Origin of the sequence: Robbsia andropogonis, assembly GCF_034047095.1 — a bacterium.
GTDB classification, from domain to species: domain Bacteria; phylum Pseudomonadota; class Gammaproteobacteria; order Burkholderiales; family Burkholderiaceae; genus Robbsia; species Robbsia andropogonis.
This window is the reverse complement of sequence record NZ_CP139168.1, coordinates 101,531-118,021: the sequence shown is the minus strand read 5'-3', so window position 1 is coordinate 118,021 and position 16,491 is coordinate 101,531. Positions and strand designations below refer to the sequence as shown.

The following is a 16,491-nucleotide window of genomic DNA, read 5'->3' as shown; positions in this document are numbered from 1 at the left end:
GGAAGGCGGCGGTAGAATGAAGTGATGAATAAGAGACCGTTTCAAAAAGACTGCTCGGCACGTCTGAAGATGTTCCAGCAGACGAGCGCGCAACCAAGTTTAAGGAATGCCTCGTGAATGTCGGCTCGACGCTCGAAGCGAATGCGAAGACGACGAAAATTGTGCAGCCATGCATGCGTACGCTCGACTACCCAGCGGAATTTGCCGAGTCCGCTGCCGTGTTCGGTACGGCGCCTAGCGATCACCGGTTCGATATCGCGCGCACGAAGCCGCTCGCGATGCGGCTCGGAGTCGTATCCACGATCTGCGTAGATGACTTTGGGCTTGCGAAGCGGTCGACCGCGTACGCCGCGAATGGGCGGGATCGCGTCGATGAGCGGCAGCAACTGGGTAACGTCGTTGCGATTCGCGCCAGTCAGGATGGCACTGACGGGGACGCCATTGGCATCGACGAGGATGTGATGCTTCGAACCTGGTCGCGAACGATCGGTGGGGTTCGGGCCAGTTTTTCGCCCGCCCCAACGGCTCGCGCCGAAGATGAATCGACCGCCGCTCGTGAGAAATCGAGTTCGCCGAGTTCGCGTAACTTCGCCAGCAGCAGTGCGTGCAACGCGCTCCACACGCCGGCCCTTTGCCAGTCGCGCAAACGCCTCCAGCAGGTCGGCCCAGAGCCGAATCCGAGTTTGGTCGAGAGGTCGCACCAGCGCATCCCGGTCTTGAATACGAACAAGATGCCGTTCAGTGCAGCCCGGTTGGAAACCGGGAGCCGTCCTGGGTATTTCTTGCGGCGTGGCTTGGGCAGGGGCAGCAAAGGTTCTATCAATGCCCACAGTTCGTCATCAATGATCGGTGCACCCATCCCCTTGGTTCCAGTTGTTCAGACGACCAAGGTTAACAGTTTGCCGAAAAGGTTAACAGCCCCCTGGCGGTCTTTTTGAAACGGCCTCTAAAACGAAATCGCTTTATCACGGTCACCGCTTCCCTGCTATCGTCATCAGCTGCGCGGTTCGGTGGTATTTCAGGTTCAGCCTGAGCCTGCGCGACGTCGAGGAGTTGTTGCTCGAGCGTGGTGTCGTAGTCACGTACGAAACGATCCGTTGCTGGTGCGACAAATTTGGCGCCAAATTCGCCCGGAGCGCCAAACCCCCTGTGTCAGACTAGTTGGAACATGAATCGCTGTTAGAGTTTGAACCGTGACAGGGGGCAGAGGGAAGAATCCAATGAAGTACTCCGAAGAGCGCAAAGAAGCGATTCTGAAGAAGCTGTTGGCGCCACATAATCGTAGCGTTGTTGAGGTGTCGCGTGAAGAAGGCATTAGCGAGGCGACGATCTACAACTGGCGCAAAGCTGCGCGGGATCGTGGCCGCTTGCTACCGGCCAACGCGACCGACAGCGAGGGCTGGAGTTCGCAAGACAAGTTCAACGCGGTGTTGGAATGTGCGGCATTATCCGAAGTGGAGTTAGCCGAATATTGCCGCCGTCGGGGTTTATATCCGGAGCAATTGCGACGTTGGCGTGAGAGCTGTGAAGGAGCCAACGCGCGCAGTGAACAAAGCATTCGCCAGGACAGCGAGGCGCTCAAAAGCGAGCGCAAACGTAACAAGGAGTTGGAGCGCGAGCTGCGGCGTAAGGATGCGGCCTTGGCGGAAACGGCGGCCCTGCTGACGCTGAGAAAAAAAGCGCGGGCGATCTGGGGGGGCGAGGAAGAATGACCAATGCCCGAGATCGCCGTCATGCGGTGGAATTGGTCAACGCGGCGTGGTGTGACGGTGCGCGCCTCGAACGGGCATGCGCCGAGATGCGTATAGGGCTCAATACGTATCGGCGCTGGAGCGCTGGGGGCGAGGATGGCCGAGCGAATGCGGTGCATGGCAAGCCGTCGCACGCGCTGAGCCAGGCCGAACGCGATGCGGTCCTTCAGACATGTCTGCGGCCTGAATTTGCAAGCTTGCCGCCATCGCAAATCGTGGTTCGCTTGCTCGACGAAGAGGCGCGCTATCTGGCCTCGGAGTCGACGTTTTACCGGGTGCTGCGTGAGGCCAATGTACAGCATCGCCGCGGGCGAGCGGGCGCACCGCGTCATGTTAGTCCTCCCCGTAGACACCGTGCCGACGGTCCAAACCAGCTATGGAGTTGGGACGTGACCTATTTAAATACGCGCGTGCGCGGCCAGTTTTATTACTTGTATCTGATCGTGGATATCTACAGCCGCAAGATTGTGGGGGTGGAAGTATTCGAGGCGGAAAACATGGTCAATAGCAGCACGGTGATTCAACGCGCAGTACTGCGTGAGCAGAACCTGCGCGCGTCGCTGGTGCTGCATGCGGACAACGGCAGCGCGATGAAGGGTTCGACACTGCAAATCACGTTGGAAAAGCTAGGTATTACCGCCTCGCATAGCCGTGCAAGAGTATCGAACGATAATGCCTTCTCCGAAGCCCTGTTCCGTACCTGCAAGTACCGACCGAGCTATCCGCCGGAGGGCTTCGACAGCCTTCAGGATGCCCGTGTGTGGGTGCATCAGTTTGTGCGTTGGTACAACCACGAGCATCGTCATAGCGCGATCCGATTCGTCGCGCCGGCCCATCGGCATGCCGGGCAGGAGCCAGAGATATTGAAGAAACGCCATGCGCTGTATCAGCGTGCTCAAGAACTGAATCCGGGGCGATGGTCCGGTAAGCTACGCAACTGGCAACCGATTGGCTGTGTCTGGCTTAACCCGCAAACACATCATCAAACGCAACATGTGCAAGAAGTGGTAGAGGCCGCATAACTCACGTTCCAACTACCTTGACAGTCACCGCAAAGCAGCGAGGCCAAGGCCGGGCAGCATATGGCATCTGGACGAGATGTTCGTGACGCTGCGCGGCGAGCCGTATCTGTTGTGGCGAGCAGTCGACGAGCACGGCACCGAGCTTGATGTGCTGTTGCAAAAGCGGCGCGATAAGGCTGCGGCAAAGCGCTTCTTCCGAAGGGTGCTGCGCTCAAACCCGGTGCCGAGCAAGATCGTGACCGACCAGTTGCGCAGCTATCCGGCGGCGAAGGCTGACATTCCCGAACTCGCTCATGTGAAGCACGTGTTCGTCAAGGCGGCTGCACGTGTGAACAACCGCGCCGAGAACAGCCACCAGCCGACGCGCAGGCGCGAACGCCAGATGTGTGGCTTTCGCGATGCACGTCGCGCGCAAGCATTTCTCTCATGTTTTGGCCCGATCCGGCAGCACTTCGCGCTGCTCAGACATCAAATGAACGCGGCATGTCATCGTGCCGTACTCCAGGAACGTTTCGCCACATGGCATGGTTGGACTGTGACTGCCACATCTCATAAAGCTATCGAATAAGGATAACTACGTTTGTGATAAGCAGATGGTCTCTAGCCGTCAACTTGACAAAGCCCGACAGAACCACTTGGGGCACGTCCTTCACGTATGGCTTACTTTGCACCAGAGCCAGAATCACTTCGTCCAGGGTGTCGTCATTTCGCACGCAAGTCTCGCCAGAGCGTACACTTCATTCACCATCAGCAAGCCGATCGGTCAAGCAGTTGAGAAACAACTGCGCGCCGCACGAATCTGACCAAGCTTTTTGAAACCGCCTCTTAATAACTCGGCAGTTAACAGTAAATATATGAAAATCGGACTTGGGACACTCCTTCGAGGCCAAACGGCCAACTCGGTAAGGCCGAGCGTTGAGGTCGGGAACACGGGCGCAAAATCAACACTCAGCAAAGCACGTAGTAAGCTCGGTCCGCGGAATTCGGCGAAAAATGCGTCTAATCCACCGCGCAGCGCCTGCGTGAAACCGCCGTCTGGAACAGGATCTGGGGAGGAGGGAGAAGCAACAGGGCGCGTTGCCACCTTGTTAAAAGGCGCAGCCGCGGTGATCGGTATGGCTTATGTACATGACAAGGTTGCGAACCACTTCTTCTTGTCCACGACATCGCTGCATGATGGTAAAGGCGGGTTCACTAGCAACGAACGACTTAACCAAGCCTTTAAGGATGCCAAGGTTTATCGCCAACGCTACTATGATGTAACTCCTGAACTACGTGCCCAGAAAACCAGCCCTCCATCTCTTATAAAGCGGGTAGGCAATAACGAGTTTGTCACCATGACCGACTTTCGGGCGGCCACCAAGCTTCATGTCTCTGATTCAGAAAATACGCCGGAAGCACGCAATTCCATCCTGATCAGTGTAGCGTGTTTTACTGGCCAGCGCATCAAGCCCGAATTGGTTGCCAAATATAAGCCAGCGCATGTGCCTGCGGTCTTCGATCTAACAAAAAGTGCAGCATTTAATGAGAAGAACAAGTACGCTCTTGCTGGCGTTCCTAATGACAAGACAGGTGCTAGTGGATACGTTTCCCGCTCAGCGACTCAGCCTTTTGTGAATAAAGGATGGAAACACTATAGGGAGGAATCCAAAGAAAGAGGTAAATCAGCTGCGCAATGCATGCAGGCATTAGAAACCGTGCTAGGAGACGATAATAAATTCAGTCTAAAGGCACAATTGGCGGCAGGGCAACTCATTCTGAATTTGCGACAAATTTTCGCCCGTGACGACCACTGGGGGCATGCCGAGCGAGTTGTGCTGCCAGCTCTAAGAAAACTGGGACTCTCTTCTCAAGAGGAAGCCGATAAAATAGACTCGACTTTGCTATTTGAAGATCCATCGAAAAATATGCTTAAACGCAATAAAAGCGTCGCCGGTCCGATGCTGCATAAACTCGAAACGGCCATGCAGAGTCACCTTCTGAGGGGCAATCCCGATGCAGTTGAAGATATTCAGGCCATGGGCAAAGAAAAGAACCTTGAAGGACTGCCCATTGCGCATTTCAAGGTTAATGAAGGAGGAAATGGATTCGAGGATTGCTCGGGACTTGGTGATTCTTTCACCTGCCTGAATGCTGTTGCGTGCATGAACTACGCGAGGTTGATGAGTGGTGAGCCGCGCCTCTCAAAAGACGACGTGAAGGTGATTATCGCCTGTCTTAATGCAGTTTACGACGACGCTAGCAGCGTCAGGCATACATTGCATGAAGTAGCACGAGGTTGTTTTGTCGGTGCAGGCTACACCATTCTCGACGCCGATGACTACTATGCGGACGTGTGCAAACAGGCTAGCGACGAGTTCTATCGGGGAAAGAAATTGGGTTCTGTGAACCACGCCAGGATTCGTGTATGAATCGCTTCGGATTTGATCTGACCCCGAAAGTTGGACGGTTTAAAGTCAGCAGATTTCCGCGCGCATTCGATAGTCAACAGAACTCAAGCCACCAAGCTTGTCCTTGATACGTTGCCGATTGTAATAGTCAATATAGTCTTTCAAACCCGCGAGTAACGCATTGATGTCTGCGAATTTGTGGTTCTGTCGCAATAAGGCGATCTGTTATTCTAGGGGGTGCAAGCCCAAACCGCCGAAAATTCTCACGAATCCGGTGTACGCCCCCAGCCGATAGGCGGAAAGCATCTTACAAGGCTCTTTCCGTCATTCCCAGGTCAGCCCCTGAATGATGGCGTCCAGGTCGATGGCCTGCCCGCCACCGAGGAAGGTGTAGTGGCCGCCCATATGGATATGCCGCCAGGCTGCCGGCGATGTCGATTTCACGAGTTCCAGCACGTTCTCATTGCCCTCGCCCTTTTCCAATAGCCGGCTGAGAATAGCCGAGTTGTAAAAGATGATCGCGTTGGCTATCAATCGCCCGCACTGGTTACTGATTGCGATCTCGAGATCGGTCCGGCCTGTCAGTTCCTTCTTGCCGCCGACCTTGGCGATTGCGGCACGCAACTGGTGATACGATTCGATCCGGTTTTGCGAGCGGTGCAAGGTGCGTTGCAGTTTCGGATCACGCAGGTAGCGCAGCGTGTAGACGCTCCGCACGAGCCGGTCGAACTCGAAGATCGCGCGACGCGTTGGGTTCGTTTCCGTGTAGGTGCAGAGCTTTCGGATCAGCGTGCCCTGGGTCCTCTCCTTCAACCCCAGCGTGGCGATGATGCGTGCGATGTTCTCCTTTTCGTCGAGGATCGCCTGCAGGTCGATCTGACCGGCCGGCACGATGAGGAAGTCCTCGTAGCGTGCTGGGTCGGTGGCACAATAGATCTCGCTGAGTTGTTTGTCGAGGTAGGTGAACCTCGGCTCGAAGCGCCGACCGAACCAGTACAGGATTGCGAAATTGGCTTTGTTTACGCTGTGCATGTCACCGGTGATCGCGTCGGGCATGATTTCGCTGGTGTTGCGATACCAGACGTCGAACACGTAATGGGCCTCGTATTCGTGCGCGCCGATCATCCAGCCCTGCAACGGCACGTGATTGCACAGCAGCGTGTAGGCGACGACGCCTTTGCCGCGGCCAAAGTACTTGCGCGAGTGCCGCGCCTTGATAGTAGGTCGCTCGACGCCGAATTTCTGGCCATCCACGGCGCCGTATAGCGTCTTGAGATCGAACGAGTAATACGGGAAGACCAGCAGCTCAGCAATGGCGTTGCTGATGCGGTCGTTGGCCTCCTGCAGCGTGGCCAGCCGCAGGTATTGCTGGTAGGTGGTCTCCAGAACGTGATACGGAATGTCGCTGGTGCGCGACATGAGCAAGTTACCGAGGTTCATCGCCTGCGCGACGATGGTTGCGATCAGACTATCCTCGTCGGCGACCCGTTTGGCGTATCGCGGCTGCAGTGGCGCGAACGCCCGAAGGAATCCGGTGCGGCGATTGACGAAGCGCAAGACGTCGGTGACGTCGCAGAACGGCAACTTCTCGTAAAAAGCGTTCTGCTGATCGTCGTCGTACTCTGCCTCGGGTGGGTGCCAGGTCAACTGACGGGTGTCGACATCATAGGTCAGATGGAGTAGCGCGCCTTCGCGTAATTCACGGTCGAACGCCAGCCACTGCTCATGCAGTTCGGTGCTCAATGCCGAGATCTGTTCCTCCAGCGGCCGGGATACCCATGGGATGTCCAGCTGCTCGATGGTCTGTGCCTGCCTTTCCGGGTCGACGAGTTCTGCACTCAGGTGCCGGTACTGATGACTGTCGTCTACGTACAGATCGCCGGACTTCAGACGCTTGCGTAACTGGCGATAGATCCAGAACTCGTAGCGGTCGGCATGAATGCTGGTGGCTATACCGTCGGCGTCTAACGTCATCAGGTACGGGCGCAGGTGTTGCGGCACGGTGTGCCTCGGACATTCGTCGACCGGCCGGTGCGACAGTCGCTGCTGTTTTGCGAAGACGCTCTTCATCCACGTGAGTGCCTTCAGCCACGGGCTGTCTGGTTCGATGCTCTCGGGCTCCAATGCATCGAACAGCGGGCGCAGGTGGCGCCGCGTGCGTACCGCCAGCTTGTCGATCGCCTCCCAGCGCAGTGCGAGCTTACCGCGCGGTTTGGTGCTCAGCCGTTGACCGGCGATTTGCAACTGCTCGCGTGGCATGATCTTGAACGCGCGCTGGCGCACGGTGCCGAAGGGCGTTGCGTCGGCGACCGCGTTGTCGACGTACAGTAGCAGCACGCGTCCGATTCGCGGCGATTCCTGCTGACGCTTGACCTGCTGTTCGACGAATGCTTCGTTGGTCAACTGATTGCTTTCATCTTCGAGCTTCTTCATGTGATAGGCAACCGCGTCGACCAGGTTGTCAGTGAGTTGCCGGTAGCGCAGCCATGCATAGCACAGCAGGTACAGGTTTGCCTGCCCGGGCTTCATGCGTCGCAGGTCGTAGACGGTGTAGAAATTTGCCAGACTCGCGTAGTGGTGAAGGTTTTTCTGCGAGATGGCCAGCTGTGGCAGCAAGTGTTTTGCTGCATGATATAGGGGCTGCAGGCGGGTGCGCTTGTTGCGCTCGCGCGCCATCTGCCGCCAGCCGAAGTCCCGGGCGTCCTGCTTCAGCACGGCCAGCTCGGACAAGGTATCGTCTCGCACCAGCAGTTCGGCCAGCGACGCCCTGGTCGGCTCGTCCAGCGCGGCGGACAGTATCCCGGTCAATCGCTGGCGCTCGGCCGACAATGCCTGACTGATCACGGTCTGCAAAGTCGTATAGCCGGGCCGCTCGACCTTGTGTTCGTTGAGATAGGCGACGAGTTCAGCGACGATGAAACCGGGGGTGATGTCGCGGAGCACGAGCTGCTGTGCGTGCCCGGCCAGTTGTCCGAGGAAATCACTGGACCAGAGGCGGTAGTCGAATAGTCGGGTGATCAGGGCGCGCTGCGTGTAGTGCTCACGCCTGGAGACGCGCAGCGGCTCGAAGGCCTGCCCGGGAAAGTAGCGGCTGAGCACGAAGGCGAGATCGTCTGGTACCTCGTCCCAGGTGAAGCGGGAAAAGGTCTGTTTGGCCTTGAAGTAGCCGATCTGCAGCACGCACCACACCTGGTGATGCAGGCCGTTGCGGCTGCAAGCGAGCGTCAGCTGTGACTCGCTCAGGCCCAGGTAGTCCAGACGTTGCGCGTCGTCAAAATCGGGTAACCCGTACAGGGCTTCCTGTTCGGCCACCGACAGCACGGCCAGGCGCTCGCTCTTGCTTGTTGTCATTGTCAATCCAGGGCGGGTAAAAACGCCATGGATAGGGGCGTAAGCACCGGGGTTTTGGAAGATTTTATGGGCGCGAGTGTCTCGCGAGACGATTCTACAAACATAATGAATGTTCTCGCACCAGTTCTGTTTAATCGATAAACCTGCTCTTGTGAAAACACATGAGTCTGTAACAGTCGACGAGGTCAACGTGGATGCATTACCCGATACCGACGCACTGGCTGCCTTGCGCGCCTGGTACGAAGGTCTGGACTCCCGGGCTGCGGTTGAGCGCTATCTGGGCGAGTGGCGTGCTGCGGGTGAATCCTCTCGCGGCCTTCTGGGCCGCCTGCGCCGCCAGGTGGCACGCTTCGCCCATAGCCGCCATCGCGCTGATCTCGCTGCACTATTTGAGCACTCAGGGGCACGCGGTCCCAGGCGCGCGGCTGCCGTCGCGAATGCACTGGACACCCTGGCGGTACTGCCGGCGCCGCAGCCGCAGATCGGCGACAAGGTCGAGACCTGGCTCTCCCCCCCGGGCCGCCACCGCACTGCGAACTGCCGGGATCCGAACGCTGGCCGATCTGACCGTGCGCGTGCCGCGCCGGCGCCGTTGGTGGGCGCGCATTCCCGGCCTGGGTGTGGCCAGTGCGCGTCGGATCGAACGCTTTTTTGCAGAGCACCCCGCGTTGACCGAGCGTGCGCATGCGCTGGTCGTGACTGTCCCGCAGCAGGACGTGACGCCGTGGGAGCGTCTCGCCGTACCGCAAGACGTGGACGGCTCGCGGGGTAAGTTCCGGGCCCCGCGAGCGGCCTGCGTGCTGCGCGCCAGCAACGACTATGAGGCCGTACAGGCTTGCTCTCGCTGCACGAATCGACCGGTACGCAACGCGCCTACCGCAAGGAAGCCGAGCGCCTGATGCTGTGGGCGATCGTCGAACGTGGCTGTGCGCTGTCGTCGCTCACCACCGAGGACTCGGTGGCTTACCGGGCATTTCTGCGCCGACCCTCACCGCGATCGCGCTGGGTAAGTCCGCCGCGGCCGCGAACCTCCCCCGAGTGGCGGCCGTTCGCGGGCGGGTTGTCAGCGCGCTCTGCCGCTCACAGCCTGTCAGTGCTTGGCGCCCTGTTCCGATGGTTGATCGAGCAGCGCTACGTGTTCGCCAATCCGTTCGCGGGCCTCAAAGTGCGCGGGGCGGCTCCCGCGTTGCTCGATACCTCACGCGCATTCTCCGAGGGGGAATGGGCGCTGGTGCGTACCGTGGCTGATGGGCTGGAGTGGTCATACGGCTGGGAGCCTGCGGCTGCGCAGCGGCTACGTTTCGTACTCGATTTCGCCTACGCTACTGGTCTGCGCGCCAGCGAGCTGGTCCATGCGACGCTAGGCGCCATCAAGATCGATGCCAGTGACGAGCGCTGGCTGCACGTCATCGGCAAGGGTGCCCGGGCTGGCCGGGTAACGCTACCGCCGCTGGCGCGCGTGGCGCTGGATCGCTACCTGATGCAGCGGGGTTTGCCGACGACGCCAGCAAAGTGGGAGCCGCTCACCCCGCTGGTTGCCAGCCTTGCTGGAGAGGCCGGTATCAACCGGGCACGCCTGTGGGTCGTGATGAAGCGTTTCTTCGCCACGGCCGCCGAGGTGATCGGCGAGGGCAGCCCTGCCGTTGCCGAGACGCTGCGACGTGCCAGCCCACATTTGATGAGGCACACCCATGCGACTCATGCCCTGCAGGGCGGCGCTGAACTCACCGCTGTCCGCGACAACCTGAGGCATGCGTCGCTGTCGACAACCTCGATGTATCTCCATTCCGACGACGTGAAGCGGGCCCGTCAGATGGCGTCAGTGTTCGGTACCCCGACACGTTGAGATCAAGGCGGTGTGTGTGAACTGAGGCACACCCACCCAGCGCAGCGGGAAATTTCGGCGGTTCGGGCTTACCAATGGCATTCGGTTAAGGCTTCGGCGCGGCACCAAACGAATTCCATCGCGTGCGGGGCTTGAAGGAGCGTCGCGGGTAGCGCCGCCCCGGGCGATTGCGTTGCCTGATTCGGGCCACTGCCGCCATCGCCTTATCCAGCCAGTCCGCAACAGTACGCCCTGCCATCAGAACAAGATTTTCCAGGTGGCGTCCGACAACAGACAGGCAATGCTTGAAATTGATCTTCAACGTCTTGCCGGATTGAGGCCATGAGATCGTGCGGCAGGATTCCTCTGGCCGGCCATTGGAAGGTAGCCGGTTGCGGGTATCTATTTCAAACAGTCGGGCAAGGTTGATCAGCAGGAAATGCCCATAGATCTCATGCTTTACACCGCGCTCCGTTTGCGAATGAAAGTCCTCCATGCCGATGATCTCTTTCGAAATCTTGTACAGCTCTTCGATGCCCCAGCGCCCGTGATACAGATCCGGAAAACAGTCTGCAGGATAACCGGCCTGATCCATCAGGGTCGTGGCATACACGTGGGTTTCATCCTCGATACGGCACTTCACCAGCCTGACTGAAAGCGGCTGAGGACCCACGGTGTGTCCGCGTTTTTTGAGCCCATGTTTCACTGCGGGCGACGGGACGTACTCGATAATGGCGTCCCTGCGCTCACTCCCCCAGAACGCGGCCACTTGCGAATTGGTGGTCCCCTGCTGCAGGCGGAACACCGCGTATTGTCCGCTGGCCAGAACCTGATGCAGCATCAGGTAGCTGAAGTAGCCCCGGTCGAAAATGACCAGATCTCCCTCCTCCAGTTTTGCCAGATGGTCAGGCACACAGCGGCGTTCATCGTTGTGGGGTACCAGTACGAAATCGTAGATCAGTTGTTCCTGCAGGTTGTACAAGCCGCTCACCATGCCGCAAGGGTAATGCCGGGTCGTCTCCCGCGGAGTTTTATAGCCGTATTCCAGCAGGCCGCGGGGCGCATTGATTTTCGAGCCGTCTATGGCGAAAACGCGATGCCCTTTCCAGTTCGGGGTATCCCGGTGAGCATGCCACAGTGAAATCAGTTCGTTGTTGAGCGTTTTAAAAATGGCTTCTGGAAGCTTTTGCCGGGCCTCACACAGCGACGAAGCCGCAACAGCATCGGTACGGGGCAGAGTGATCCCTTTGTCCGAACAGGACTCCCAGAGTGCGCACAGACTGCTGCCATAGCCCTGCCGGTTTCTACTCAAAACCAGCTTCAGGATGAATACGACCAGCAGCCGGGTATCGATCACGCGCTTACGTTTTCGCCAGATTGGATCCATGGCTTGACAGGTTTGCTCAAACAGTTCGCCGGCTTTTGTCCAAAACACTGATATTTCTTCATGAGGCATCGGGAAGAGGAACCTTGCTCGATTTTTTGAGAAAACTAGCATAGCGCTTAACCGAATGCCATTGTCGGGCTTACACCCCCCAGTTGCGCATGCTGTCAGACACTCGTTCAAGCGAGCGCGCCGTCACGACCCATTGCCCGAGGGTTAGCCGGTCCCGGTTTGCTCGCACACGTCATGATCGGCAAATATGCCGATCATCGTGTGTTACGAACACAGCCTCCATAGCAGGAAGGAGAACTGTGGTGCTTTATTGAAGATGAGGGTGGGCCCCTCGGAGTCGGTTTGCAGGAGCAGGCTCCAAACCACCTCAAGCTGCTGGGGTAAAGAGCTCTGGTGGTGAGCGTTGAGGAAAAGGCGCAGCAATGACTGCGTCAGGTGCGGTACAGAGAGACGAATGAAAATGAACTGGGTATTCCGGTCGATCGTGACCGGTCATTCCGGTATCGTGACCGACGGTTCCGTTTCAACGTGACCGGTCAATATGATTGAACGTGACCGATTTGGGTGAGTGGCCGGAATGACCGGTCACGATACCGGAATCGTCGGTCACGTTGCCGGACCGGCGTCATACAGCATCAGAATGGTGTTACGCGACTAACCTTATTTCGCGAGGGTACGCTTTCCAGATTTCGTCTGGAGTAGCATGCCCGCGCCAAGGATTACGATGCGTAAGATCAAGGACGTATTGCGGCTCAAGCTCGACGCTGGGCTGTCGCACGAACAGATTGCCGCTGCCTTGCGGCTCTCCAAGGGCGTTGTCACCAAGTACGTGGGGCTGGCCGCCGCTGCCGGGCTCGACTGGCCCACGGTGCAGGCCTGTGACGAGGTCGAACTCGAACGGCGTATTCTGGTCGGCCCGAATTGCCAGCGCGAACGCGTGCAGCCGGACTATGGCCGTTTGCACCAAGAACTGCGGCGCAAAGGCATGACGATGATGTTGCTCTGGGAGGAGTACCGCCAGGCGCATCCAGGCGAGCCCACCTATCAATACTCGCAGTTTTGCGTCAATTTGAAGTGCTTCGCCAAGCGGCTCAAGCGTTCGATGCGGCAAATCCACCGCGCAGGCGAGAAGCTGTTCATCGACTTCGCCGGACCAACCATCGCATTGGCAGACGGCACCCGCGCGCATGTCTTCGTCGCCGCGCTGGGCGCGTCTTCCTACACCTTCGCGTGGGCCACACCGCGTGAGAGCATGGCAGACTGGTTGGAAGGCACGACGCGGGCGTTGCATTTCATTGGCGGCGTGCCGCAATTGATTATCCCCGACAACCCGAAGGCGATGATCACCGACCCCGACCGGTACGAGCCACGGGCGGCCGACATGGTGTTCGACTTTGCCCGCCACTACGGCACCTCGGTGCTGCCAGCGCGGCCCTATCACCCGCAGGACAAGGCGAAGGTCGAGTCTGCGGTGCAGGTCGTCGAGCGCTGGATCATGATGCGCCTGCGCCATCAAGCCTTTACGAGCGTCGCCGAGGTCAACGTCGCCATCGCGCCGTTACTGGCACAACTCAATGCCAAATTATTCCAGAAGCTACCAGGGAGTCGATCCAGCACCTTTGAGGCGATAGACCGTCCAGCGTTGCTGCCGTTGCCGATGCAGCGTTACGAGCTGGCCCACTTCAAGCACGTGCGCGTGCCGGTGGATTACCACGTCAGCATCGACGATCATCGCTACAGCGTGCCGCACGCGCTGGTGGGATTGGTGCTGGAGGCGCGCATGACAGCAGCGGGGATCGAGCTGCTGCATCGTGGGCAACGCGTTGCAAGCCATGTCCGCTCTAGCGTCGCGGGTGGCATCACAACCGTGCCGGAGCACCTTCCGGCGGCCCATCGCGCGCACCTGGAATGGACGCCGAAGCGCCTGTTGCATTGGGGTGAGGAGATCGGCGTTGCCACCGGCACCGTCATCACTCGATTGCTGGAGAAGCACCGTCATCCCGAGCATGGCTACCGGGCGTGTCTGGGCTTGCTGTCCTTGGCTCGGCGCTACGGTAAATCACGTCTGGAGACGGCCTGCGCATTAGCGATCCAACTCGGCACATGTCATTACCGACATGTGCGCGACATCTTGGTGAACAAGCGCGATCAGACAAGCGTCGCTACCTATGGCACGCCACCGAGTGATTGGGTCAGTCCGCATCACGCGCATGTGCGCGGCCCGTCTTACTACCAATAAAGCAAAGGATACGGATCATGATGATGCACACCACACTGACGCAGTTGCGTGCCTTAAAGCTTGATGGCCTGGCCGATGCACTACAGGACCAGATGACCCAGCCGGGCATGACGGACATGAGCTTCGAGGAGCGTATGGCCTTATTGGTCGATCGCGAGATCCACGCACGCAATGACCGCAAACTGGCACGCTTACTGAAACAGGCGCGGCTGAAGTACGGCCAAGCCACCATTGAAGATATCGACAGCCGTCCGAGCAAAGGCGTGGATCGCCGCGCGGTGCTCAGCCTGGCGCTGGGCGATTGGGTCAGCGCCGGGCACAGCGTGTTGATTACTGGGGCGACAGGAGCAGGCAAATCCTGGCTCGCCTGTGCGCTTGCGCAGTACGCGTGTCGACGCGGGTACTCGGCGCTCTATCAACGTGTGCCGCGCTTACAGGAAGAACTGCGCATCCGTCACGGCAGCGGCGTCTTCGGCAAATGGCTGTTGCAACTCGCCAAGACCGACGTTCTGCTCCTCGATGACTGGGGCATGGGGACGATCGACAGTGCCACACGCTCGGACTTGCTGGAGATCATCGACGATCGTGCCGGCACCCGCGCCACCATCATCACCAGCCAACTTCCCATCGAACACTGGCACGCCTGGATTGGTGACGCGACCATTGCAGACGCCATACTTGACCGCATCATGCAGCGAAATCATCGCTTCACTCTCAGCGGCGACTCGCTGCGCCAGGGCGCCGTCAAAACACCTGAAAAGGAGATAAATATCGACCCATCGTGACCGCTACCTCTACAATCTGAACGCGTAACACCATTCCATGCGCAATCGGTCACGATAACGGAATCAGCGGTCACGTTCGCCGGAATACGCAATGAACCGTCGATGTGGTGTCGAAACGTATATAGATGGCGTCGAAACCGGGCCTTGGTGGTTAGCCCGGGATGAAGGTCGAGGGAAGCCTGCCGACTGCTCGACCGGCGCCCGGCATGAAGGCGGCGTGACTCTGTATCAGGCTTCAGTAAGGAACGTAAGAACCTGTCGTCCCGATGTTAAGGGAGAAGTTCAAGTGGAAAGCCTCTGCGAGAACGAGAGTACCGATGCGGGGCACAGGGACGGAGATGCTCGTAGTAGGGTAGAAGGCTCTGTAATGGAGCTGGACCGAAGGGGCGTCGTCGTTCGGTCTCAGCATGGACACAACCTGCAAGGGGATGACGTTCATGTCTGAGGCAAAGTCGTTTGATATTACCAAGCGTGAAGTTTGGGACGCGTACAAGCGCGTCAAAGCGAATCGTGGCGCGGCCGGAGTTGACGGGGTCGGTATCATCGAGTTCGATCGAGATCTAAGCAGGAATCTTTACCGGATCTGGAATCGAATGGCCTCGGGCAGCTACTTCCCGTCACCGGTCAAGCGAGTTGACATTCCGAAGGGGGATGGCAAAACGCGACCGCTGGGTATTCCCACGGTTGCTGATCGGATTGCACAGATGGTCGTTCGGCGACGGCTTGAGCCGTTGCTGGAGCCGGTATTCCATAAGGATTCTTATGGCTATCGACCGGGGCGCTCGGCACACGATGCCTTGCGCGTTGCCAGAAGTCGTTGCTGGCAACGTCCCTGGGTGCTTGACCTTGATATCAAGGGGTTCTTCGATAACATCGATCACGCCCTATTGATGAAAGCTGTGCAGCGGCATACCGACTGCCGGTGGGCTGCGCTGTATGTTAGGCGCTGGCTGAGCGCGGATGTGGTGATGCCGGACGGAACACGGCAAATGCGCGATAGAGGCACGCCGCAAGGGGGTGTTATTAGTCCCTTGTTGGCAAACCTCTTCCTGCATTACGCGTTCGACAAATGGATGGAGCGACATCATCCTACGGTGTCGTTTGAACGCTATGCGGATGACGTCATCTGCCATTGTGAAAGCGAAGCGGAGGCGCAGTCGTTATTGACTGATCTTAAAGCTCGTATGGCACAGTGTCAGTTGGAATTGCATCCAGAGAAAACTCAGGTCGTATATTGCGTCGATGCGAATCGGCGTGGTGACTTTGCTGTGAAGCGGTTCGACTTCCTTGGTTATACGTTTAAGCCAAGACAGGCGATGAATCGGCGAGGGGAGTTGTTCACAAGCTTCTCGCCGGCCGTGAGCGACAAAGCGGCGAAAGCTATGCGGCAGGAGATGCGTGATTGGGGCCTATCTCGCCTGAGCCGATATGATTTGGGGGAGCTGCTAGCGCGGCTTCGACCGAAGATTGTTGGTTGGGTACGGTATTACGGGCTCTTCCATCCGTCGACCTTGCAACGTTCCCTGAAGGCACTGGACTTCCATCTAGTGCGATGGGCGCGACGCAAGTACAAGAAGCTTCGCGGCCATATCTCGAGGGCCTGGGATTGGCTGTCTGATCTTCAACATCGCGCTCCGACGCTATGTCCGCATTGGGGCGCGGCAATACAAGCGACTGGACGATAGGAGCCGGATGAGTCGAGAGATTCACGTCCGGTTCTGGGAGAGCGCAG

8 protein-coding genes and 5 pseudogenes are annotated in these 16,491 nt (G+C 58.4%); 8 read left to right on the top strand and 5 right to left on the bottom strand.

Annotated features, from left to right (window positions below):
* Positions 1-41: 41 nt before the first annotated feature.
* Entirely contained in the window at positions 42-620 is a 579-nt protein-coding gene (locus tag SJQ66_RS12250; protein WP_320534311.1) for an IS5 family transposase, read from the bottom strand.
* A 44-nt stretch (positions 621-664) separates the two neighbouring features.
* A pseudogene (locus SJQ66_RS12245) lies at positions 665-859 on the bottom strand (transposase); the annotation flags it as partial.
* Between the two features lie 128 nt (positions 860-987).
* Between SJQ66_RS12245 and SJQ66_RS12240 the strand changes: the two are divergent.
* The 4 genes and pseudogenes from SJQ66_RS12240 to xopAG form a co-directional block, all read left to right on the top strand.
* Positions 988-1,134, top strand: a pseudogene (locus tag SJQ66_RS12240) (IS6 family transposase); the annotation flags it as partial.
* 86 nt (positions 1,135-1,220) lie between these two features.
* A pseudogene (locus SJQ66_RS12235) lies at positions 1,221-2,773 on the top strand (IS3 family transposase).
* Between the two features lie 31 nt (positions 2,774-2,804).
* Positions 2,805-3,341, top strand: a pseudogene (locus SJQ66_RS12230) (IS6 family transposase); the annotation flags it as partial.
* A gap of 454 nt (positions 3,342-3,795) precedes the next feature.
* Positions 3,796-5,184: a XopAG/AvrGf1 family type III secretion system effector gene (xopAG, locus tag SJQ66_RS12225; RefSeq protein WP_320534310.1), complete on the top strand. Its 1,389-nt coding sequence runs from the start codon at positions 3,796-3,798 to the stop codon at positions 5,182-5,184.
* A 45-nt stretch (positions 5,185-5,229) separates the two neighbouring features.
* On the opposite strand, the gene SJQ66_RS12220 is transcribed toward xopAG, so the two are convergent.
* A complete protein-coding gene (locus SJQ66_RS12220) occupies positions 5,230-5,376 on the bottom strand; it encodes an IS3 family transposase (protein WP_407691495.1) in 147 nt (48 codons plus the stop codon).
* Between the two features lie 111 nt (positions 5,377-5,487).
* The gene (locus tag SJQ66_RS12215; protein WP_320534309.1) at positions 5,488-8,514 is read right to left on the bottom strand and encodes a Tn3 family transposase; all 3,027 of its coding nucleotides are present in this window, start codon (positions 8,512-8,514) and stop codon (positions 5,488-5,490) included.
* Positions 8,515-8,665: 151 nt separating this feature from the next.
* On the opposite strand from SJQ66_RS12215, the pseudogene SJQ66_RS12210 reads away from it, so the two are divergent.
* Positions 8,666-10,360, top strand: a pseudogene (locus SJQ66_RS12210) (phage integrase family protein).
* An 85-nt stretch (positions 10,361-10,445) separates the two neighbouring features.
* Here the strand turns inward: SJQ66_RS12210 and SJQ66_RS12205 are convergent.
* Positions 10,446-11,726 (bottom strand): IS4 family transposase, encoded by a 1,281-nt coding sequence (locus SJQ66_RS12205; protein WP_320533958.1) that lies wholly within the window; start codon positions 11,724-11,726, stop codon positions 10,446-10,448.
* A 712-nt stretch (positions 11,727-12,438) separates the two neighbouring features.
* On the opposite strand from SJQ66_RS12205, the gene istA reads away from it, so the two are divergent.
* The 3 genes from istA to ltrA all read left to right on the top strand — a co-directional run bounded on the left by istA (position 12,439) and on the right by ltrA (position 16,444).
* Positions 12,439-13,974: an IS21 family transposase gene (istA, locus tag SJQ66_RS12200; RefSeq protein ID WP_046154529.1), complete on the top strand. Its 1,536-nt coding sequence runs from the start codon at positions 12,439-12,441 to the stop codon at positions 13,972-13,974.
* Positions 13,975-13,991: 17 nt separating this feature from the next.
* Positions 13,992-14,759 carry an IS21-like element helper ATPase IstB gene (gene istB / locus SJQ66_RS12195; RefSeq protein ID WP_320534308.1) on the top strand — a complete coding sequence of 256 codons (768 nt, stop codon included), beginning with the start codon at positions 13,992-13,994 and terminating at the stop codon, positions 14,757-14,759.
* Between the two features lie 437 nt (positions 14,760-15,196).
* Entirely contained in the window at positions 15,197-16,444 is a 1,248-nt protein-coding gene (gene ltrA / locus SJQ66_RS12190; RefSeq protein WP_320534320.1) for a group II intron reverse transcriptase/maturase, read from the top strand.
* Positions 16,445-16,491: the final 47 nt, after the last annotated feature.